The organism is Paractinoplanes ferrugineus, assembly GCF_016862195.1.
GTDB lineage: Bacteria > Actinomycetota > Actinomycetes > Mycobacteriales > Micromonosporaceae > Actinoplanes > Actinoplanes ferrugineus.
Genome location: NZ_BOMM01000014.1, coordinates 54,996 through 76,132, shown reverse-complemented (window position 1 = coordinate 76,132; position 21,137 = coordinate 54,996). Strand labels below are relative to the sequence as shown.

Genomic DNA, 21,137 nt, shown 5'->3' with positions numbered 1-21,137 from the left:
AGAAATTCTAGTTCCCATGAAAACCATGCGTTGGACTTCTGTACGCCCCCCGAGCAGGGTGGAGGCATGACCGACAACGAGAAAGCCCTCAAGCCGGAAGATCTCACCCGCCTGTTCGTCGAGCGTGCCAACGCCAAGGATGCCGAAGGCCTCGCCCAGCTCTACGAGGAAGACGCCGTGATGGCCTATCCGCCCGGTCGGCAGACGGTAGGCCGGGCTGCGATCCAGAAGCTGTGGGAGGAGGCGTTGCCGCACATGCCGGCGTTCGCGCCGGAAGAGCCGTTACCCACGCTGATCAGCGGTGACCTGGCGCTGACATCCACTCCGCCGAAGGACGGCTCGGGTGCCCGTGCCCAGGTCGTGCGCCGCCAGCCCGACGGTTCCTGGCTGCGAGTGCTGGACCAGCCGGAATTCCAGAAGCCAGCCGGCTGACGGCCGTCTTCAGGGCGCAGGGCTGACAACCTCGGCGGTGCTGCACAGCGCCGTGCCCAAGTCGGCAATCTCTCGAAAGCCTTGCTCGCTGGCCTGCGAGATGGCGTCGGTGACGAGCACGACTCGGTAATCGCGTTCGTGGGCTTCGATCATGCTGGCGCGTGGGCAGTTCGGCAGATTGCAGCCGGCGAAGACGAGGGTGTCGACGCCGTGCCGGATAAGCAGTTCGTCGAGGAGGGTGCGATAGAAGGCACCCCAGCGCGGCTTGTACAACGCATATTCGAGCGGCCCCAGCAATTGAGGCTCGCCACTCAGGAGCAGTTGGTCGTCGAGCTCATGGGCGGGGGCGAGTCCCTCAGCGAGCAGGCGGCCAGGTTTGCCGGGCTGCGCGAATTCGGCGCCGCTCCGCACGATCGTCCGACGCACACGGTCGACGTCTTCGCCGTCGGCCGGATACAGCCGAACTATGTGGACGATCGGCCGCCCGGCCGCACGGAACGCCTTGGTGAGCTTTCCGAGGTTGGGCAGGATCTCGGTGGTGCCCGCAAACCCGAATGCCCCGTCGGAGAGGAAGTCACGCTGCATGTCGATGGTGATCAACGCCGCGCTGTCCCAGTGCGGTTCGAGATGCGGGTCGACAGCCATCACCCCACCCTGGCACAGATCCGCGGTGGTCGCGGTGGCCGCAATGGGTGAGTGGGGTGTGGCCCGGCCGCCATGGGGGACGGACGACCGGGCCGTCAGCTCTGAATCAGAGCGTGATGCGCTGACCGGGGAAGATCAGGTTGGGGTTGCTCAGAGTGCCGCGGTTCAGCTGGTAGAGGGTGTGCCAGCCGCCGGTGATGTGGTTCTTGGTGGCGATGGCCGCGAGCGTGTCGCCGGAGCGGACGACGTACTGCTTGCCGATGGCCTTCACGGTCGCCGAGCGGGTGACCTTCGGCTTGGTGTGGGTCGACGCCTTCTTGGTCGACTTGGTGGCCTTCTTCGTCGCCTTGTGGGTGGCCGACTTCGAGGACGACTTGGCCTTCGAGGACGACTTGGCGCCTTCGGTGTTCGAGCTCTTGTACTGCTTCGACGAGCCGGCCTTCTTGCCGCACACCGGCCACGCGCCGATGCCCTGACCGGAGAGCACCTTCTCGGCGATCCGGATCTGCTCGGACTTGCTCGCCTTGTTGGCGGTGCTGGCGTACTTGGTGCCGCCGTAAGCCTTCCAGGTGCTCCGGCTGAACTGCAGGCCACCGTAATAGCCGTTGCCGGTGTTGATGCCCCAGTTGCCGCCCGACTCGCACTGCGCGACTGCGTCCCAGTTCACACTCGACGCCTGCGCCGGCGACGCCGGGCCGAACAGGGCTGCTGCGCCCGCGACACCGGCGGCGGTGAGGCCGAGGGCCAGGCGGGCGTGCTTGCGGGCCCCGGAAATGCGGGCATGCTTGTGGATCTGTGCCATGACAGAGAAACCTCCACGCCTACGAGGTCAGCTGTCGGGTTCGGGCTGAGGTGCCCGGCCGCTCCTGGCGGCTTCACCCCGAGGCGCGCAGTTCGCGCGCCGAGGAACGTTGGGTCCCCCGCTCCCTGCCACGGGTTTGAGATCCGGTGGACGGCGGCAGGAACTCGGCGTTCCGCCCACGGTGCCCACGTTCGTGGGACCGGCCGACGGTAACCACGCAGCAACCGCATCGACCAAGTCTCGCCCTTGAATGGTGACGTTCTTCTCAGTGTTTGGCCTATTCGATCTTGCTTTAGGGAGAGAATGACTGATTCGCGAGGATTTACGATTACCTATCGGTAACTTGCCGTTGCGTGAACAGAAACCTGATGGAGAATCGGCAACCATGAGTGATCACGTCCGCGAGCACGACATCGTTGTCTACGGCGCCTCCGGCTTCGTCGGAGTGCTGGTGGCGAAGTACCTTGCCGAGCACGCACCGGCTGGCACCCGGGTTGCCCTGGCGGGCCGCTCGGAGACGAAGCTCACAGACGTCAAGCGACGGCTTGGTGTCGACTGGCCGGTGTTAGTGGCCGATGCCACCGACGTGCCGGCGCTGGAGAAACTGGCGTCCTCGACGCGAGTGGTGATCACTACAGTCGGGCCGTACGCGAAGTTCGGCCGGACGATCGTGGGCGCGTGCGCCGCGGCCGGCACCGATTATGTCGATCTGACCGGCGAGGTGCTCTTCGCCCGGGCGAGCATCGACGCCAACCATGAGGTGGCCCGCTCGACCGGGGCGCGGATCGTGCACTCCTGCGGTTTCGACTCGATTCCGTCCGACATCGGCGTGCACGTGCTCGACCGGCAGGTCAAGGCCGACGGCGCGGGCGAGCTCACCGACACCACGCTTGTCGTCACCAGCATGCGGGGCGGCTTCAGCGGCGGCACGATCGACTCGATGCGGCACCAGCTCGACACCGTCAAGACCGACCGTAAACTGCGCCGGCTCGCCGCCAGCCCCTATTCACTCAGCCCCGACCGGGCCGCCGAGCCCGACCTGGGCCGGCAGGACGACGTCGCGATCCTGCGGGGCGAAGACGTCAACCCGCAGCTGCGGGGGCGCCTCGCGCCATTCGTGATGGCGTCTTACAACACCCGGGTGGTGCGGCGCAGCAACGCATTGCGGAATTGGGCGTACGGGCGGCAGTTCCGCTACCGCGAGGCGATGAGTGTCGGTGCTTCGCCGCTGTCGCCGGTGATCGCGTTCGCGACCAAGCTGGGCCTGGGTGCGCTGATCGTCGGGTTGTCGGTGCCGCCGACCCGCTTCGTGCTCGACCGGGTGCTGCCGAAACCGGGGGAGGGGCCGAACGAACGAGCTCGTAACTCCGGCCATTTCACGACCGACCTGTTCACCACGACGACGACCGGCGAACGCTACACGGCTCGGGTCCGGGCCAAGGGTGACCCGGGCTACGCGGCCACGGCGGTCATGCTCGGCGAGTCCGCGCTCACCCTCGTGCACGATCGAGACAAGCTGCCGCCGACCGAGGGAGGCGTGCTCACTCCGGCTACGGCTATGGGTGACGCCCTCGTCACGCGACTTCGGGCAGCGGGAATGGAGATAACCGCGCGCAAGTGCTGAGCGTCAGGGGACGAGCAGGTCGAGGATGGCCAGGCAGTAATCGGTCAGGTGGTCGGCCAGGGGTCCCGGTTCCTCGGACATGTCCCGGGACAGCCAGTCGATGATGACCTCGCTCAGACCGGCCACCAGGGCGAGCAGCATCCGCTCGTACCGGAGCTGGTCGGTGGGGTGACCACTGACCCGGCGCAAGAGGTCGCCGAGAAACTGGGCGTCCTCGCGGAGCACGCCCCGTCGTCGCGTCTCCATGCGCGGGGCGTTTATGTAGATGACCTGCGCTCGTTCCGGGTTGGCGCGCAGCAGTTCGAGGAGCCGGTGCACGGCGGGCCGCAGCATTCCGTCGAGCGAGTCGCGGGTCTCCGGTGCGGCGGCTGCGACTCCCTCGAGCAGCCACCTGTTCTGCTCGCGGTGCAGGGCGCGCACCAGGGCGGGCCGGTCCTCGAAATGCTCGTAGAAATACCGCTTCGAGACCCGGGCGGCGGCGCAGACGTCCGCGACCGTCACATCGTCGTAGTCGCGCGTCCCGAACAGGTGCAAGGCCGACGTGAGGATGCGCTCACGCCGCTCGGTCGCCCGCTCCTCGCGGGACCGCCCACCGTAATTCTCGCCCCGCCGCGTCACCAACGCAGTCCGCTCGTCCACAACGTAAAACCTAGGCCCTGACACCCATATCCAACCCTGTTACGCACCGTCCATGTTGATCACTGTTAGCGAAAATCGCGTGCTTCGTAACGATCGTTACTGGCCGGAGCCGGGTCCTTACGGGCAGGATCAAGTTGTGGCCACCCGTCTTCCCTACCCGCTCACGTTGACGGGAGACGGCCTGGTGCTGCGCGACTGGCGGGCCGAGGATCTCGACGACCTGGTCGCGCTGCTCGACGATCCGGACATCGCGCGCTGGACGCCGATGACGTCACCGTTCGACCCGGAGGCCGGCCTCGCCTACCTGAAGCGCGCCCACCAGGGCCGGATCAGCGGGCGGCGCATCCAACTCGCGATCACCGAGGACGGTGGCCGACCGCTCGGCGAGGTCCTGCTCTTCGGCGTCGACGCCGCCAACAGAGAAGCCGAACTCGGCTATCTGGTGGGCGCCCGCCATCGCCGGCGCGGGCTGGCATCGGCGTCGCTCTCACTGCTTTCGACGTACGCGCGGAGCACCCTCAAACTGGGTCGCCTGCTCCTGCGGATCGACCCGGCCAACGTCGCGAGCACCGCCGTGGCGCGCCGGTGCGGCTACCGGCTGACCGGGGAGGCGCCGATCCTGCAGTTCGGCCCGTACGGGTCGAGCAGTCTGGACACCTGGGAGCTGTCCGGTGACCGGGCCGCGACCCGCCTGGAACGACTGAAAAATGTCGCCGCCCGGCGGTACGGTCGTCGCAGCTAGGAAGTCGGACGCCGCGGCCTCGTCGCAGGGAGGTGTCATGGGCGGCATTGATCGGGCCCGGGTAATGGCTTATCGGGTGGCGGCCCTCGGGCTGGCGGCGCGGAGCCGGAAGCGGCCCGCCGACCTGGACGTGCTCGACCTCGGGGTGCAGGAATACACGCCCGGGTCGCACCATGTCGCGCTGGCCGCCCGCACGAGTGCCGGCCTCGACGACGATCGACTGATCATGGTGTGGGCCGCCCGCGGGGCTCCGCATCTGCATCGTCGCGACGACCTCGCTGCTCTGGTCAAGCAGCTGTGGCCGGTCAGCGACCTCGACGCGACCAGCCGCATCCAGAGTGCGCAGATCCCGGAAGGCATGAAACTCGGCGTCGCCGCTCTCACGGCCACCGCCGCGGCGTTTCGTGAGGTGGTGACCCGCTCGATGCCTCGGGGTGAGGCCAGTGCCGAGGTCAGCAAGCGCGTGCCCGAGTCGCTGACCTTTGACTGTCGTGGTTGCGGGGCTCGGCACATCGCGGGCAACGTCTGGCAGCACTCGGGGCTTGCCGGCGGTGTGCGGGTCGAGTCGCGCGGCCGTGATGCGATGCTCGGGCCGATCCCGGACGCGCCCTCGCAGCCCGTCGAGAACGACGGCATCGGCGATCTGATCACGACCTATCTGCGGTTCCTCGGTCCGGCCGGGCCGGCTGAGGTGGCGAAATACCTGGGCGGCAGCGCCACCGAGATGAAGCGGGTGTGGCCGGACGGGCTGGCCGAGGTCACAGTGGACGGTAAGAAGCGGTGGCTGCCCGAGTCGCAGATCACGGCCCTCTCGAAGGCCGAGGCCCGGTCAGGTGTGCGCCTGATCCCGGGGATGGATCCGCTGCTCCAGGCCCGCGACCGTGACCTGATGGTGCCCGACCGGGAGCAGCAGAAACAGGTGTGGCGGGTGCTCGGCAACCCGGGCGTGTTGCTGGTGGACGGCGAGGTCGCGGGGGTCTGGCGGGCCAAGATGGCGGGCCGCAGGCGGGTCGACTTGACGGTCACCGGGTTCGGCACGCTTCCGGCGCCGCGCCGAAAACAGATCGAGGAGGAAGCGGCCGAGGTGGCGCGCGGTCGCGGGGCGACCGAGGCGACCATCGCTTTCGAGTGACTTCCTCGAGGGGTTGCCGGTCTTGGGAGGAAATCGGAAGTATGGCGGGGACTGGCACACCGGGAGGTATCCGAAAGGCAACGCGCGAGTAACAATGGCAGCGATCGAGGCGGTTGCTTGTCGATCGTGGGCAGGCCCGGGGCCGACCGGAGGTGGCGACATGCTGAGCAGGGAAGACAGCCGCCGTCTGGCAGAGCTTGAACGCCAGTTGCGGCATGACGATCCCGAGTTCTGTGCCCGCATGTCGGGCGGCGACATCACTCCGGTGCCGCGCAAACGCCATTCGCTTTCCCTGCTCTTCGCCGCCGCCGTGATCTGGCTGGCCGCGATCACACTGGGCGTCCTGGGCTGGTGGCCGGCCGCCATCCTGTCCGCCCTGTGCGGCACCGCCGTCTTCGCCGCACTGATCTACCGCCGTCTGCGCCGAAGCCGCTCGACGGGCTGACCGCCGCCGCCCAGCTTCACCAACACGGGCCCCCGAGCCAGCCAGCCCCCGAGCCAGCCAGCCCCCGAGCTGAACGGCAGGCGAGCTGAACGGTCCCGAGTCGACCGGCAGGCGAGCTGAACGGCCCCGAGTCGACCGGCAAGCGAGCTGAACGGCCCCGAGTCGACCGGCAAGCAATTCGGACGGCCCCTGAGCCGAGCGGCCCCTGAGCCGAACGGCAAGCCTGCGGGGTGGCGCACGGCGGCGGGTGGGCTATGGCGGCGGGTGGGCTGCGGCGGCGAGCGGGCTGCGACGGCGGGTTGGGCTGAGACGGTGGGTGGGCTGCGGCGTCGGGCGGGCTGCGGCCGTAGTGGCGAGCGGGCTGCGACGGCGGGCGGGCTGCGGCGGTTGGGGGCGGGCTGCGGCGGTTGGGGGCGGGCTGAGACGGCGGGCGGGCTGCGGCGGCGGGTGGCGGGCGGCTGCGGCTGCGGGCGGTGGCGGTGGGGACCGGCGGTCAGCTCTTGCTGGTGACTCGGCGAGCGCGGAAGACCCAGATGCGGAGCATCAGGAAACGGACCGCGGTGGCCAGCAGGTTGGCGAGGACCAGGACGGCCAGTTCCAGCGGCTTGGCCGGGTTGGTGGACAGCCGGTCCAGCAGGGCCAGGGAACCGCTGGTCAGGCCCAGGCCGATGGCGAAGACGAGCAGGCCCTGCACTTGGTGACGCCAGGCGCCGTCGTTGCCGCGTACGCCGAAGGTGACCCGGCGGTTGACCGCGGTGTTGGCGATGGCGGTGACCAGCAGTGCGATCAGGTTCGACCACTGTGGGCTCACGGCGGTGCGGAGGAGCGCGTACAGCAGAAGGTAGGCGAGCGTGCTCGCCACCCCGACCGCAGCGAAGCGGATCAGCTGGCCGGTCAGGCCGGCGGGGACGCCGGCCACCGGAAGCGGGTTACGGCCGAGCTGTTCGCGCAGCGTGCCGAGGGGCAGTCGGCCGGAACCGAACGCGCGGAGCAGGCGGATGATGCCCTTGAGGTCGGCGACCGCCGTCGAGACGATGTCGACGCGGCTGTCCGGGTCGTCGACCCAGTCGACCGGCACCTCGTGGATGCGCAGGCCCGCCCGTTCGGCGAGCACCAGCATCTCGGTGTCGAAGAACCAGCCGGTGTCCTCGACCATCGGCAGCAGCCGCTCGGCGACGTCGGCGCGGATCGCCTTGAAACCGCACTGCGCGTCGGAGAACCGGGCGGACAGGGTGCCGCGCAGGATCAGGTTGTAGCTGCGGGAGATGAACTCGCGCTTCACGCCGCGCACCACCCGGGAACCGCGCGCCAGCCGGGAGCCGATCGCCAGGTCGGAGTGCCCGGAGATGAGCGGGGCGACCAGGGGGAGCAGGGCGCTGAGGTCAGTGGACAGGTCCACGTCCATGTAGGCCAGGACGGCCGCGTCGGAGTGGGTCCAGACGTATTTGAGGGCGCGGCCCCGGCCCTTCTCCGGCAGGTGTACCGCGGTCACGCCCGGCAGTTCCCCGGTGAGCCGGCGGGCCACCTCGGCGGTCGAGTCGGTGCTCGCGTTGTCGGCGACGGTGATCCGGAAGCGGTACGGGAAATGCGCCGAGAGGTACGCGTGCAGACGCCGTACGCACGGCTCCAGGTCGATCTCCTCGTTGTAGACGGGAACGACCACATCGAGCACCGGAGCGTCCAGCCGGGTCGAGTCGGCGGCGTGCGATGGCAGCGTCGTAAGGCTCATGTCGTCCACGGTCGGCCACGCAACTAGGCAATACGTAAGGCAACACTGTGCGGACCCTGTGAGTCCGTTTTCTGCTTTGTGAACATGCCCCGGACGGGTGACGGGCGGCACCCGTTCGGGTGCCGCCCGTCGATAACTGTAAATGCCTGGTCAGGAGGTCAGGTCGTAGACGGTGGTGGTGCCGACGGTCGATGAGGTGAAGTTCTCGGACACCCACTGCGCGATCTCGGAGCTGGCACTGCTGCCGCTGCTGTTCGAGCCGCCCCTGCCGGTGCGCCCGCTACCGATGAAGTAGTGGATCTTCCCGTCGGCGACGTACTGCTTGAACTGGGCGAGTGTCGGTGACGGGTCGGTGCCGTTGAAACCGCCGATCGCCATCACCGGGTCGCCGGTGGCCAGTTGGTAGCCGGACGCCGTCTGCGAGCCGACCGTGGCCGCCACCCAGGTGTATTTGTCGGCGTCGGCCTGGAGAAATGCCCTCATCTCGGCGCTTACCGGCACGGCGTCGAGCAGTCCGCCCATGCCCCCGCCACCGCGCATCCCACCGCCGGCGAAACCGCCCTGAGCTGAGCCGCCCTGAGCTGAGCCGCCCTGAGCTGAGCCGCCCTGAGCTGAGCCGCCCGGAGAACCTCCGCCCGGGAAGCCGCCACCCGGGAAACCCCCACCCGGGAAACCCCCGCCCGGGAAGCCGCCCCGGGAACCGCCTCGGCCGCCTCGGCCACCACCGGGTCCACCACCGAAGCCGCCCGAAGTGGACGGTCCGGCGGACGGAATCGAGCCGGTGTATCCCGACGAGGCGGTCTGCACCGCGTACGCCGCGGGCCCGGCAAGAACCGCGACCAATGCGGCGCCCGCGGCCACCATGCCGAGCCGCGCTCCGAATCGAGAGGCGAGCTGCGAAGCAGCGAGTACGCCGGCCGCCGCGAGCAGGCCGCCCACCAGCACCACCCACCGCAGCCAGGGCAGGAAGTCGGCCGAGCGGGTCAGCAGGTGGTAACACCACCACGCGGTGATCGCGATCGCCGTGGCCAGCGTCGCCGAGGCGATGATGGTGCGCCGGTGGCGCCAGAGCAGCACCGATCCCATGCCGACGACCGCGCCGACCCCGGGTGCCAGGGCAACCGTGTAGTACGCGTGGAAGATCCCCTGCATGAAGCTGAAGACGAGGCCGGTGACCACGAGCCAGCCGCCCCAGATGACGAAGCCGGCCCGTTGCACGTCGGTGCGAGCCCGGGACGCGGTGAGCACGAGGCCGGCGATCAGGACGATGAGCGCGCCGGGAAGCAGCCAGGAGACCTGCCCGCCCTGGGAGCTGTCGAACATGCGCAACAGGCCGGTCTCACCCCAACCGCCGCCTCCACCGCCCCCGCCGACGCTGCCGGTCTCGTCGCCGGAGAGCCGGCCGAGGCCGTTGTAGCCGAGGGCGAGCTCCAGGATGCTGTTGTTCTGCGAGCCACCGATGTAGGGCCGCATCGAGGCCGGCACGAGTTCGACGACCGCGATGTACCACCCTGCCGAGATCACGACGGCGACCAGGGCCAACAGGAGTTGACCGAGGCGCTTGCCGAGCTTCGGTGGACCGGCGATGAGATAGGCGAGCGCGAACGCCGGAACCACCAGGAGCGCCTGCAGCATCTTGGCCAGGAAACCGAACCCGACGAAGACCCCGGCCCAGATCAGCCACCTGGTGTGTCCGGTCTCGATCGCCCGCGAGGTCGCCCAGGCGCCCGCCACCAGGAGCAGGACCAGCATGGCGTCGGGGTTGTTGAAGCGGAACATCAGCACCGCGATCGGGGTGGTCGCGAGCACCACGCCGGCGATGAGCCCGGCGGCCGGGCCGAACCAGCGCTTCACCGTGCTGTAGAGAATGCCGACGGTGGCGACACCCATCAGGGCCTGCGGAACGAGAATGCTCCACGAATTGACCCCGAAGATCCGCGCGGACAGCGACATCACCCACAGCGCCGCGGGCGTCTTGTCCACCGTGATCGAGTTGGCCGCGTCGGAGGAGCCGTAGAAGAGCGCCTTCCAGCTTTCCGAGCCGGCCTGCGCGGCCGCCGAGTAGAACGCGTTGGCCCAGCCCGACTTGTTCAGGCCCCAGATGTAGAGCACGCCGGTGAACAGGAGCAACGCGTAGAACGAGGGTCGCACCCAGACCGGATCACGCGCCGGGGTGGGGCGACGTGGCGGCGAATCCACAACAGTCGGGGCGGGCAGCGTCGAGGTCATGGGAAGAACTCTCGACGCGCGCCCTGTCCCGCTTTTGTGTCGTTCCTGTTTGCCGGCTGTGAGTTACCGGCCGCGCCGCTTCGCCACCGCCGAGGCCAGCCGCTCGAGCACCCCGACGGTCGGTTCCCAGCCCATGCAGGCGTCGGTGACGGACTGGCCGTAGGTCAGCTCGCCGCCCAGTTCCTGCCGGCCGGGAACGAGGAAGCTCTCCAGCATGACGCCGGTGATGCCGCGCTGCCCGTCGGCGACCTGGCCGGCCACGTCGTCGGCGACCAGGGGCTGGCGCAGGTGGTCCTTGCCGCTGTTGCCGTGCGAGCAGTCGATCACCAGGCGCTCCGGCAGGCCGTCCTTGCGCAGCAGCTGGAGCGCGGCTTCCACGTCGGCGGCGCTGTAGTTCGGCCGGCCACCGCCACCGCGCAACACCAGGTGGGTGTCAGGGTTGCCGGTGGTGGTCAGGATCGCCGGCGTGCCGGAGTAGTCGATGCCGGGGAAGACGTGCGGCACCGCGGCGGCCTGGATCGCGTCGACGGCGGTGCTGATGCTCCCGTCGGGACGGTTCTTCATGCCGATCGGCATCGAAAGACCAGAGGCCAACTGCCGATGGACCTGCGATTCAACGGTACGGGCACCGATGGCGCCCCAGGCCACGGTGTCGGCGATGTACTGCGGCGTGATCGGGTCGAGGAACTCCACGGCGGTCGGCAGGCCGCGCCCGACGATCTCGAGCAGCAGCTTGCGGGCGATCCGCAGGCCGGTGCCGACGTCGCCGGTGCCGTCCAGGGCGGGGTCGTTGATCAGACCCTTCCAACCGACTGTGGAGCGCGGCTTCTCGAAGTAGACGCGCATCACGACGAGCAGGTCGTCGGCGAGCCGGTCGGCCTGTTCGCGCAGCAGCCCGGCGTATTCGCCGGCGGCTGCCGGATCGTGCACGGAACAGGGCCCGACCACCACCAGAAGCCGGGGATCTCGGGCGTTGAGGACGTCCTCGACCTGGCGTCGGCCGTCGAGCACGGTGTCGTGCAATTCGGCGGTCAAGGGCAGCTCGTGGTGCAGCAGCGCGGGGCTCATCAGCGGGACGACGGCGGCGATGCGCTGGTCACGGACGCGCTGAACCTCGGGGATGGTCACGTGGTTTCATCTCCTTCGCCGGCGCCCAGGGCGAGAGCCGGCATGCTCGTGGCAAAACAAAAGGCAGCGACGTCGCGTCGCTGCCTTGGCCGGCTCTGGCTGGTGTCTCAGATCATGCGGTGACGACCGAGGCACCGGCGTGAGCCGGCCCGGTAAACCACCGATACATGCGAGACATGTCCGACAGCATAGCGCCTCACCGGGGCCGCGCCCCCATCTGCGCCAACTGACCAGCAGATGGGACGAGCGTGGGCGGCCTGAGCGGCAGGGTCACGGTGAAGACGGTCTCGCCCTGGACACTGCGTACGGAGACGGTGCCGCCGTGCGCGGTGACCACGGCGTGCACGATCGACAGGCCGAGCCCGGTGCTGCCGGCTGCCCGGGAGCGGGAGCTGTCGCCACGGGCGAACCGTTCGAAGATGTGCGGCTGGAGCTCGGCCGGGATGCCCGGTCCGCTGTCGATGACATCCAGGATCGCGGCGTCGCGGTCGGCGCGCACGGTGACGGTGACGGCGGTGCCCTCGGGCGTGTGGGTGCGGGCGTTGGCGAGCAGGTTGGCCAGCACCTGGTGCAGGCGCGCGCCGTCGCCGACCACGGTGACCGGCTCCTCGGGCAGGTCCAGCTGCCAGTTGTGCCGGGGCCCGGTGGCGTGCGCGTCGCTGACCGCGTCGACGACCAGCATGCTCAGGTCGACCGGGTCGTGCGCGAGCGGCCGGCCGGCGTCCAGGCGAGCCAGCAGCAGCAGGTCCTCGACAAGTCCGGTCATCCGTTTGGCCTCGGACTCGACCCGGCCGAGCACGTGTGCGATCTCTTCGGGGATGGGCGCGCGGCTGCGCCGGCTCAGTTCGGCGTAACCGCGGATGGCCGCGAGTGGCGTGCGCAGCTCATGGCTGGCGTCGGCGACGAACTGGCGGACCTGCATCTCGCTGGCGTGCCGGGCCTCGAGGGCGCCGCCGACGTGGTCGAGCATCCGGTTGAGGGCCGCACCGACCTGGCCGACCTCGGTGTTCGGGTCGGTGTCGGCCTCCGGCACCCGTTGGGCCAGCTGCACCTCGCCGCGGTCGAGCCGCAACTCGGAGACCCGGGTGGCGGTGTTCGCGACCCGGCGGAGCGGCCGGAGCGTGCGACGGACGATGAGTGCGGCCGCCCAGCCGGCGATGACCAGAGCGATGAGCACCGCCCCACCGGTCACCAGGGCGACCTTCAGCAGCGTCTGGTGCAGGGGCGAGAGCGAGAGGGCGACGACCTTGACCGTGTTGTTGCCGATGTCCTCGGCGGTGACCCGGAAGGTTCCGAGCGAACCGAGGTCGATGTTCTCCTTGTGGCCGTCGGCCTTGATCGCGACCAGTTTGGTCTGCTTCGTGGCGTCGAGGTCGTTCCACTTGAGCTCGAGCTGGTTGGTGGTGCTCGCGGCGCCGGTGTCGAAGTCGACCACCCCACCGAGGAAATCGCTGGGGTACTCCGAGTCGTAGAAGGCCGTGATGGAACCGAGGTCCGAGCCGGGGGAGGGCCGGTCCGGCAGATAGGGCCGGTTGCCGGGCGAGCGTCCGTTGCCGAACGGCTGGTTCCCGTTCCCCCGGAACGGGTCCATCTTCTGCTCGATCTTGGCGTCGAGCTGGGCGTACAGCTGCTGGCGCAGGAAGATCCCGGCGGTGCCGCCGACCGCGACCCCGACGACGGCGAGCAGGGTGATCACGATCGCCACGATCCGGGTGCGCAGCGACCAACCTGACGGGCTACGCCATCGGGCGCGCCGGCTCGGCGCGGCTTCAGTCAGCCGGCTTGAGGACATAACCGGCCCCGCGCATCGTGTGGATCATCGGCGCCCGGCCGGCGTCGATCTTCTTGCGCAGGTACGAGATGTACAGCTCGACCACGTTGGCCTGGCCGCCGAAGTCGTAGTTCCACACCCGGTCGAGAATCTGGCTCTTGCTCAGCACCCGCCGCGGATTGCGCATCAGGTAGCGCAGCAGCTCGAACTCGGTCGCGGTGAGCGTGACCAGGTCGCTGCCGCGGCGCACCTCGTGGCTGTCCTCGTCGAGGGACAGGTCGCCGACGACGAGAAGCGACTCGGTGCGCATCGGCGAGTGGCCCATCCGCCGCATCAGGCCGCGGAGCCGGGCCACGACCTCCTCCAGGCTGAACGGCTTGGTGACGTAGTCGTCGCCACCGGCGGTGAGGCCGGTGATCCGGTCCTCCACCGAGTCCTTGGCCGTCAGGAACAGCACGGGCACCTCGGGGGACTCGCCCCGCAGCCGGCGCAGCACCTCCAGCCCGTCGATGTCGGGCAGCATCATGTCGAGGACGACGGCGTCGGGGCGGAAGTCGCGGGCGGTGCGCACGGCGGTCTGGCCGTCGCCGGCGCTCTTGACGTCCCAGCCCTCGTAGCGCAGCGCCATGGAGAGCAACTCGGCCAGGGTCGGTTCGTCGTCGACCACGAGGACTCGAACCGGACCACCGTCGGGACGACGGAGCTCGGTACCGGATTCTTGGTTCGCCATCGTCATGCCCCCACTGTCACCGGTCTCGCTTTGCGCCGCCTATCCGGTTCCTGTGTAGCAGCTGTGACCGCCTCCGCCGAAGCCCCCGGCGAGGGTCAGTCGCTCGTCACCGCGAGAGCGGCGTCCCGGATCTGCTCCGCCCCCTGCTTGATCCGCTCGGTGGCGGCCGGGCGGTTCCAGTCGTCCCAGGTCACCTGCCCGATCTCCTGGTCCTTGCCGGAGGCCGACAGGTTGACCGTCACGCCGGGGCTGCGCTGGGTGGTCAGCTTGCCGGCGCGGGGCACGCCGACCGCGTGCGACGAGGGGTCGGCGAAGGCCATCATGGCCCACGGCACGCGTACGGTCAGGGTGTCGTCGTCGAGGTTCCACAGCGCCCGGCTGTCCGCGCCGCCCTTCGCCGGATCCCACCCGCCGTACTGGAGCAGGCCGGCGTTCTGCATCTCGATCGGCATCCGGGCGCCCGTGCTCGGCACCGTCTGCGGCCGGTTGACCAGCAGCTCGAACGGCCGCCAGCCGTCCGGCGCCTGGGCGCGTGCCGAATCCGGGACGTCGCCGTCGAGTTGGAGCGGGTCGAGCTGCTCCCGCACGTACGCCTGACCGGTGTGACCCACCAGGTTGAGCGCGAAGATCGCGTCCGGCCGATGGTCGGCGCTGCCGGCCATCGGCGTGCCGGTGAGGCTGGGCAGCGCGTCGAGGCCGACCATCAGCGAGCCCGGTCGGGAGTCGCCGAGCTTGATCTCCAGGTGCAGGTACGACTCGTCGACCCGCGCCCGCACCCGGGTGGCCGGCCAGCCGCCGTCCGCGTCGAGCAGCGTGCTGCGGTCGGTGCCGCCCGCCGGGTCCATCGCCAGCAACCCGAAGTACTGCTCGTTGGTGAGCGGGTCGTGCCACAGCTGGCGCCGGGTGGGCAGCTGGTGGGCGACGGTGTTCCAGGAATAGCGGTACCACTCGTCGGCCCACTCGTACAAGAACCCGCCGGCCAGCCCGATCGCGGCCATGTCGCGCAGCAGGCCGGCGGACATCCGGGTCGCCTCGACCTCGCTGTGGTTGCCCTGGTCGCGCTCGAGCGGCCCGTTGTGCGCCGAGCCGATCGACGACGGCACCCCGAACTCGGTGATCATGGTCGGCATGTCCCGGTGGTGGTCGCGCAGTGCCTTGAGATAGGCCAGGTAGGGGTCGCCGCTACCCTGCAGTCCCGGCTCGTACCGCAGGAAATCGGGATAGTAGGGATAGGCGTGGTAGCTGGCGAAGGTCCCGGCCGGCCAGTGTTCGGTGGGCCGCACGTGGTTCGCGTCCAGCTGGATCTGGTCCTCCTGCCGCAGCGGTTCCTCGGGGTGCCGCAGCGGATCGGTGGTCGCCCAGTTCACGAACGCGATCGGCTGGGACAGCTTGCGCGCCGCCTCGTAACCGGCCAGGTCGTTCATCCGGTTGGCCAGCCAGCGCTCGGTCGGCGTCGCCTCCGGCGTGCTGCGGAAATACTTGCCGGTCACCGGCTTGGCCTTGGCGTTCTTGCGGTCGGAGGCGGCGGTGGCGGCCGGGTCGAGCTCCGAGCCGATGAGCCAGCCGGCCAGCCAGGGGGTGACGTCGGCGGTCCATTCACCGCCCACCCGGGTCGGCAGGGAGGTGCGGGCCAGCTGCCCGGACACCGCCTGCGTGGCGTCCTTCAGTTCCTGCCGGAACGCCTCGGTGACCTGCGGGTCGTAGAGGTTGCCCTGCTTGATGTACGCGTCCCCGACAAGCGAGACACCCTGCATCACGTAGAGCGGCCGGTCCGGGTTCGCCTGGTTGTACGCCAGGAGCTGCTGGTAGAACGCCGGCGGGTGGATGTCGTAGATCCGCACGACCCGGATGCCGAGCCAGGTCATCGCCGCGAACCACGCCCGGTACTGCGCCGCCGAGATCGACACGTCGGCGGGCACGTGCCCGGGGGTGGTGTTGCCGAGGTCGACCCCGGGCAGGAAGCTGCGTTCGCCGGCCGCGGTGTGCAGCACGAAGCGCCGGCCGTCGGCCCCGGCCACCATGCTCAGCCCGTTCGCGTCGACCGGGGCCGGCCGCCACGGGGTGCCGGTCGGCGGCGACGGTATGTCACGCATCCCGGCGATCAGCAGCGCCGGCGATCGCAGTGCCGGCGACGACGTGGCACCCGACAGCATCAGGCACAGCGCGCCGGCGAACACCGCGAAGGCCGTCGCCCGCGTACGCCCGAATCGTGGACGGGCCGGCATGGACACGACATGACTCGGAAAGTCCCCCACGCAGGCATTGTCCGACTAAATAGTTGCTGTATGAGGTGAATTGTCGGGAAGCTCGAAGCGCCGGAACACTCGCCGTCCGCCCGATGTTGTGCCAGCGTTGATGTTCGAGCTTTGCTCGCGAGCGTGGGGAGCGTGTTCGTGGATCTTCTCGAGGAATACCGCAGGGCCACCTTCTTCTTCGAGTCCGGCGACCCGCTCGGCGCCTCCAAGCTGCTCGAACCGATCATCGAGGCCGAGCCGCACAACACCGCCGTGCGTCAGCTGCTGGCTCGGGCATATTTCAACTCGGCCCAGCTGAAGAGGGCAGAATCCCAGCTCAGAGCTCTGATCGAGCATGACCCGTCGGATCATTACGCGCACCACGTGCTCGGCCGGACCCTGGAGCGGGACGGTCGTTTCCGGGAGGCGCTGCCACACTTGCGTCTGGCCGCGGCGATGAAGCAGCACGCCGATTACGAGGACGCTGTCCACCGCGTCGAGGAATGGCTGGGGAAACCGTGAAGATCAAGCTCGACCTGCACGACATCTTCAACAAGGGCCAGGAGATCGACCGTGCCCTGCGCGGCGTCATCGACGAGGCCATCGCGAAGAAGGCCGCCATGGTCGAGATCATCCCGGGCAAGGGCAGCGGCGCGTTGAAGAAGAAGGTGCTGCGCTTCCTCGACCAGCGGGAGATCAAGCAGCTCTACCACCGGGTCGAGAAGGACGGCGACAACTGGGGCCGCCTCTTCGTGCATTTCCGGCACGACGCCCCCACCGGCCGGCGGGGGCGCGGTCGCTAGAGCTCGTAAGTGGCGGCCACCGCCAGCATCTCGCTGCTGTGTGAGCCGACGACGCCGACGCCGGCCGGGCGCGCCTTGAAGCCGGGCAGGCCGGTCAGCCCGTCACTGCCGTCCATCGCCCGAAACTTGACCTTGCCGGCGGTCTGCACGGTGAGCGTGACCTCGACGCCCTCGGTCGGGGGCGCGTGGAACACGAAGCCGAATCCCCATGGACCGTCGTCGGCCACCTCGCCGACGACGGTCTCCCGTCCGCCGATCGTGGCCGCCGTGACTTTCACCCCCTTCGCCACGTGCAGCGTCGTCAGCCGTACCGGTCGCTGCGGTTGAAGGCGCAGCTTCAGCACCCGGCCGTCACCCGATCGGGTCTCCGACTCCAGCGTGAGCTTCGGAGCGGGCAGCGAGGCCGGTTGAGCCGGGCCGGTGTGCAGTTCCTCCGGCCCGAACGCGGGCAGTGTCGTGTTGACCAGGTGCGGTTTGCCCGAGACGTACTGCGCTGTCCAGTTCTGGACGGCGGACTCGTCGCTGAGCCACTGCGCGGTGCCGTTGTCGGCGTCGAGCGCGTACATCAGGTGGGTGAGAGCCGGGTGTTCGGCGTCGAAGCGGTCGACCCGAAGGCCGACGACGGTGCCGAGCACGACCGCGAGCAGGGCGGCGAGGGCCGGTAGCGAGGCGACGCGGCGGGCCCGCAGCGAGTCGAGCCCGTTCCGGGTCTCCGCCCGCGGATGGATCAGCTCGAGAACCGGAAGAAGGGCGAGACCCAGCAGTACGGTCAGGAACGCGCCGGTGGCACCGAGCTTCAACCCCAGGGCCGGGAACAGCATGATCACCGTGGGCAGCAGGATGACCACCGCCACCGCCCCACCGAGCGTCACCGCCAGCACCGACCACCAGCCGCGCAGCAGGATCGCCCCGATGCCGCCGAGCGCGCCGGCCAGGGCGGGCAGCGTGGCGAGGTAGGAACCGCCCGGCGTGACCGCGGCCAGCACCAGGCCGAGCACGGCCAGCCAGCCGAGACCGGCGACGGCGAGAGTGGCCGGGCCGAGCCGGCGGCGCAGCCAGCCGAACCAGGCGAGCACGACCAGGACGGCGATCGCGGCGACGGCCAGGCGGTACCAACCCGGTCGGTACGGGTCGATCGGCATCGCCGTGTACTGCGGGCGGATCAGCTTCAACAGCGCCCAGTAGAGCTGGGCCAGCACCGGCGCCACGAGGATCGGCAGCACGGTGAGGGCGCCCGCCTTGAGCAGCCGGCGGCCGTCGGTGACCGCTCGCCGCCGGGCCAGCCAGGCGAGCGCGAACACCGCGAGCAGGGCCAGCGCGGCCAGCGGCCGGACCAGCCCGCCGGGGTAGCGCACGAGCAGTCCCGGTGCCGGGAAGTAGGTGGCGTCGGCGCCGCTGCGCAGCGTGGCCAGGTCGCGGTCGCCGAGCGCCCGGGTCACGGCCAGGGCGTTGTCGCCGTGGTGCTGCAGGCTGTCGGTGTTCATCGACGCCGGGGTGTCGGTGGGCGCGTGGTAGACCGCGGCCCCGTCGATGTACGCCGAGTTGAGCCCGGTGAAGCCGGCCTCGCGGAACGCGGTGAAGTCGGTGTCGTTCGGCAGCAGCCGGTAGATCTCGACGGCGAACGACGTGCCCACCGGCTTGGGGGCCCGGCCGTAGACCTCGACCAGCCGGCTGTTGTTCCGCGCGGTCTCGAACATGATCGCCGGCCCGCCGCTGCCGCGCGCCTCCAGGTTGAGCACGATGCCGCCGCCCTTGGCGAGCGGATGCTGGTCGACGAACGCCTTGGCGCCGCAGAGGCATGCTTCCTCACCGTCGGTGAGCACCAGCACCACGTCGTTGCGCAGTTTCGGGCCGGTGGTCAGGGCCCGGGCGACCTCGATGATCGTGGCGGTGCCGGCCGCGTCGTCGTTGCCGCCCGGTCCGACCTGTGCCGAGTCGGTGTGCGCGACGAGGAAGATCCGGCCGGTCGAGGCGGTCCCCGGAATCGTCGCGATCACGTTGCGTACGCGTCCGAAGCCGGCGCCCCCGGCGCTCGCCGACAGCTTCGCCCCCTGGACCGACACCGTGTCCTGCACCTCGGGGGTCAGCCCGAGCCCGCGCAGGGTGCCGAGCAGATAGTCACGCACCCGGTCCTGCGCCGCGCTACCGACCGGATGCGGCTCCGTCGCGATCGCCTCCACCTGGGCGAACGCGCGGCCGGCACTGAAGTCGGCGGCGGGTGCTCGCGCGTCCCGGGCGGCCGGCGGCTGCACCGACCAGATCGCGGCGGCGCCGATCGCCACCAGCGCGGCGACGGCGGCCAGCGCGGCTGGGGCCCGGCGGGGGACGCCGGCGAGGGCGGGGGCACTCATGGGTGACATCTAAGCGGCTCCGGATCACACCGGGTAGCCCAAAGATCGTTTTAAGCGTGGCCTAGCGTTGACGACGTGAGCGCACCGATCGACCCGGCCGCCGTCCTCGCCGAATTCATCGACGCGGTTGCCCCCTATGACCCGAATCCGGGGGCGGATCCGGTCGCCGTCGTCGGGGTGCGAACGGCGCTCGGCGAAGGCGTCTTCGCGATGAGCGACCACGTGATCCACGCGCTGTGCCGGGCTCTCGCCTCCTACCGCGATCCGGCGGACCGCGGCACGTGCAACGGCTGCGGCAGCCGGCGGCTCGACGAGAACCTGCACTGCCAGGATTGCGGCCGGTTGCACGGCATCCTCGGCCAGGTGATCGCCGACCACGCCCGCCGAGTCGCGGCGGAGGACCAAACGTGACCTCATCGAAGTTGTGCGCCCGGCGGGAGTGGTACACGATCGTCCCGTCCAGGTCGGTCACGATGAGTGGGGTAGAGGCATGACTGAACGGTCGGTCGCCCCCCGCCTCCGTACCGGCACCGGCACCACGGCTTACCCGGAGCGGCTGCGCATCCTGCTCGTCGAGGACGACGAGGGTGACGCCTTCCTGGTGCGAGAGTTGCTGCACGAGGCCGAGGCGCCGTTCGATCTCGCGGTGGCGACCACCCTGCGGGAAGCCATGACGATGCTCAGTGGCATCCAGTGCGTCCTGCTCGACCTGGGACTGCCGGACACCCAGGGCATCGACGGCCTCCGTCGGCTGCTCTCGGCCGCGGGAAGTGCCGCCGTCTGTGTGCTCACCGGCCGCTCCGACGAGCACCTCGGCGTCGCGGCGGTGGCCGAGGGTGCCCAGGACTACCTGGTCAAGGGCCAGGTCGACGGAGTTCTGCTGACCCGGGCGCTGCGCTACGCGGTCGAACGCAAGCGCGCCGACGAGAACGCCCAGCGGCTGCGCGAGGTGGAGCTGCGCCAAGCTGAGTCGGCCCGCCTCGAGCGCGGTCTGCTGCCGCAGCCGCTCATGTCGACCGAGGCCGTGCAGGTGCACACGTTCTACCGGTCGGGGCGGGCGATGGGCCTGCTCGGCGGCGACTTCTTCGACGTCGTCCAGGTCGGCGACGACAAACTGCACGTGATCGTCGGCGACGTGTGCGGGCACGGCGTCGACGAGGCGGCGCTGGGCGTCGAGCTCCGGGTTGCCTGGCGCGCGCTGATCATCGGCGGAGTTCCCGAGGAGCAGGTCCTCGCCTCACTCGAACAGGTGCTGATGAGCGAGCGGCGAGCCCGCGAGGTGTTCGCCACGGTCGCCGAGGTGGTGATCGACATCCCGGGGAACCGGGCCACGGTGCGGCTCGCCGGCCATCCCCCGCCGGTGCTGCTCGCCGCCGACCGCGCCGAACCGGTTGCCGTCAAACCCGGCATCGTCCTCGGCGTGCGGCCCAAGCCGGCGCCGGTGACAGTGCTGGAGTTGCCGCCCGACGACTGGTCCATGCTGATGTACACCGACGGTTTGATCGAGGGCCACATCGGTAAAGGCAACGAGCGACTCGACGTGGACGGCCTCTGCGGCCTCCTCGACGAGCCGGCCGGGCGGGGCGTGCCGCTGCCCGCGCTGCCGGCCTGGCTGGTGGGGCGAGCCGAGCAGGCCAACGGTGGCCCGCTCGCCGACGACGTGGCGATGTTGCTGATCTCCCGCGGGGGTGGGCGTTGACT

Annotated in this window: 19 protein-coding genes and 1 riboswitch; of the genes, 9 read left to right on the top strand and 10 right to left on the bottom strand. The window is 69.9% G+C overall.

The window, feature by feature from the left end; genetic code table 11:
• Window positions 1-66: 66 nt before the first annotated feature.
• Window positions 67-432 (top strand): YybH family protein, encoded by a 366-nt coding sequence (locus tag Afe05nite_RS09950; protein WP_203816707.1) that lies wholly within the window; start codon window positions 67-69, stop codon window positions 430-432.
• Between the two features lie 9 nt (window positions 433-441).
• Here the strand turns inward: Afe05nite_RS09950 and Afe05nite_RS09945 are convergent, their stop codons facing one another.
• Together Afe05nite_RS09945 and Afe05nite_RS09940 are read right to left on the bottom strand one after the other, a co-directional pair.
• Window positions 442-1,077, bottom strand: a complete 636-nt coding sequence (locus Afe05nite_RS09945; RefSeq protein ID WP_203816706.1) for a cysteine hydrolase family protein — start codon at window positions 1,075-1,077, stop codon at window positions 442-444.
• A 106-nt stretch (window positions 1,078-1,183) separates the two neighbouring features.
• Window positions 1,184-1,879, bottom strand: coding sequence for a LysM peptidoglycan-binding domain-containing protein (locus tag Afe05nite_RS09940; RefSeq protein ID WP_203816705.1), 696 nt, complete (start codon window positions 1,877-1,879; stop codon window positions 1,184-1,186).
• Between the two features lies 1 nt (window position 1,880).
• Window positions 1,881-2,038, bottom strand: a riboswitch (cyclic di-AMP (ydaO/yuaA leader).
• Window positions 2,039-2,264: 226 nt separating this feature from the next.
• Here Afe05nite_RS09940 and Afe05nite_RS09935 point away from each other — a divergent pair.
• Window positions 2,265-3,503, top strand: coding sequence for a saccharopine dehydrogenase family protein (locus Afe05nite_RS09935; RefSeq protein WP_203816704.1), 1,239 nt, complete (start codon window positions 2,265-2,267; stop codon window positions 3,501-3,503).
• Window positions 3,504-3,506: 3 nt separating this feature from the next.
• Here the strand turns inward: Afe05nite_RS09935 and Afe05nite_RS09930 are convergent, their stop codons facing one another.
• The gene (locus Afe05nite_RS09930) at window positions 3,507-4,142 is read right to left on the bottom strand and encodes a TetR/AcrR family transcriptional regulator (RefSeq protein WP_239117689.1); all 636 of its coding nucleotides are present in this window, start codon (window positions 4,140-4,142) and stop codon (window positions 3,507-3,509) included.
• 136 nt (window positions 4,143-4,278) lie between these two features.
• On the opposite strand from Afe05nite_RS09930, the gene Afe05nite_RS09925 reads away from it, so the two are divergent.
• The 3 genes from Afe05nite_RS09925 to Afe05nite_RS09915 all read left to right on the top strand — a co-directional run bounded on the left by Afe05nite_RS09925 (window position 4,279) and on the right by Afe05nite_RS09915 (window position 6,461).
• Entirely contained in the window at window positions 4,279-4,884 is a 606-nt protein-coding gene (locus Afe05nite_RS09925; protein ID WP_239117688.1) for a GNAT family N-acetyltransferase, read from the top strand.
• 37 nt (window positions 4,885-4,921) lie between these two features.
• Window positions 4,922-6,016 carry a DNA glycosylase AlkZ-like family protein gene (locus tag Afe05nite_RS09920; RefSeq protein WP_203816702.1) on the top strand — a complete coding sequence of 365 codons (1,095 nt, stop codon included), beginning with the start codon at window positions 4,922-4,924 and terminating at the stop codon, window positions 6,014-6,016.
• A gap of 160 nt (window positions 6,017-6,176) precedes the next feature.
• A complete protein-coding gene (locus tag Afe05nite_RS09915) occupies window positions 6,177-6,461 on the top strand; it encodes a DUF3040 domain-containing protein (RefSeq protein WP_203816701.1) in 285 nt (94 codons plus the stop codon).
• 493 nt (window positions 6,462-6,954) lie between these two features.
• Here the strand turns inward: Afe05nite_RS09915 and Afe05nite_RS09910 are convergent, their stop codons facing one another.
• The 6 genes from Afe05nite_RS09910 to Afe05nite_RS09885 all read right to left on the bottom strand — a co-directional run bounded on the left by Afe05nite_RS09910 (window position 6,955) and on the right by Afe05nite_RS09885 (window position 16,303).
• Window positions 6,955-8,190 (bottom strand): bifunctional glycosyltransferase family 2/GtrA family protein, encoded by a 1,236-nt coding sequence (locus tag Afe05nite_RS09910; RefSeq protein ID WP_203816700.1) that lies wholly within the window; start codon window positions 8,188-8,190, stop codon window positions 6,955-6,957.
• 150 nt (window positions 8,191-8,340) lie between these two features.
• On the bottom strand, window positions 8,341-10,419 hold the full coding sequence (locus tag Afe05nite_RS09905; RefSeq protein WP_203816699.1) for an ArnT family glycosyltransferase: 2,079 nt from the start codon (window positions 10,417-10,419) through the stop codon (window positions 8,341-8,343).
• A 63-nt stretch (window positions 10,420-10,482) separates the two neighbouring features.
• Window positions 10,483-11,547: a 3-deoxy-7-phosphoheptulonate synthase gene (locus tag Afe05nite_RS09900; protein WP_203816698.1), complete on the bottom strand. Its 1,065-nt coding sequence runs from the start codon at window positions 11,545-11,547 to the stop codon at window positions 10,483-10,485.
• Between the two features lie 196 nt (window positions 11,548-11,743).
• Window positions 11,744-13,339: a sensor histidine kinase gene (locus Afe05nite_RS09895; protein ID WP_203816697.1), complete on the bottom strand. Its 1,596-nt coding sequence runs from the start codon at window positions 13,337-13,339 to the stop codon at window positions 11,744-11,746.
• On the bottom strand, window positions 13,317-14,054 hold the full coding sequence (locus tag Afe05nite_RS09890; protein ID WP_203816696.1) for a response regulator transcription factor: 738 nt from the start codon (window positions 14,052-14,054) through the stop codon (window positions 13,317-13,319). Before Afe05nite_RS09890 ends, Afe05nite_RS09895 begins: the two co-directional genes overlap by 23 nt.
• 89 nt (window positions 14,055-14,143) lie before the next feature.
• A complete protein-coding gene (locus Afe05nite_RS09885; protein ID WP_239117687.1) occupies window positions 14,144-16,303 on the bottom strand; it encodes a hypothetical protein in 2,160 nt (719 codons plus the stop codon).
• Window positions 16,304-16,441: 138 nt separating this feature from the next.
• On the opposite strand from Afe05nite_RS09885, the gene Afe05nite_RS09880 reads away from it, so the two are divergent.
• Together Afe05nite_RS09880 and Afe05nite_RS09875 are read left to right on the top strand one after the other, a co-directional pair.
• Window positions 16,442-16,804, top strand: a complete 363-nt coding sequence (locus Afe05nite_RS09880; protein WP_203816695.1) for a tetratricopeptide repeat protein — start codon at window positions 16,442-16,444, stop codon at window positions 16,802-16,804.
• Window positions 16,801-17,085 (top strand): Smr/MutS family protein, encoded by a 285-nt coding sequence (locus Afe05nite_RS09875; protein ID WP_203816823.1) that lies wholly within the window; start codon window positions 16,801-16,803, stop codon window positions 17,083-17,085. Before Afe05nite_RS09880 ends, Afe05nite_RS09875 begins: the two co-directional genes overlap by 4 nt.
• Here Afe05nite_RS09875 and Afe05nite_RS09870 read toward each other — a convergent pair.
• Window positions 17,082-19,436 carry a M28 family peptidase gene (locus tag Afe05nite_RS09870; protein WP_203816694.1) on the bottom strand — a complete coding sequence of 785 codons (2,355 nt, stop codon included), beginning with the start codon at window positions 19,434-19,436 and terminating at the stop codon, window positions 17,082-17,084. The genes Afe05nite_RS09875 and Afe05nite_RS09870 overlap by 4 nt on opposite strands.
• A gap of 75 nt (window positions 19,437-19,511) precedes the next feature.
• Here Afe05nite_RS09870 and Afe05nite_RS09865 point away from each other — a divergent pair, with 75 nt between their 5' ends.
• Window positions 19,512-19,847 (top strand): hypothetical protein, encoded by a 336-nt coding sequence (locus Afe05nite_RS09865; protein WP_203816693.1) that lies wholly within the window; start codon window positions 19,512-19,514, stop codon window positions 19,845-19,847.
• A gap of 79 nt (window positions 19,848-19,926) precedes the next feature.
• Window positions 19,927-21,135 (top strand): PP2C family protein-serine/threonine phosphatase, encoded by a 1,209-nt coding sequence (locus Afe05nite_RS09860; protein ID WP_203816692.1) that lies wholly within the window; start codon window positions 19,927-19,929, stop codon window positions 21,133-21,135.
• Window positions 21,136-21,137: the final 2 nt, after the last annotated feature.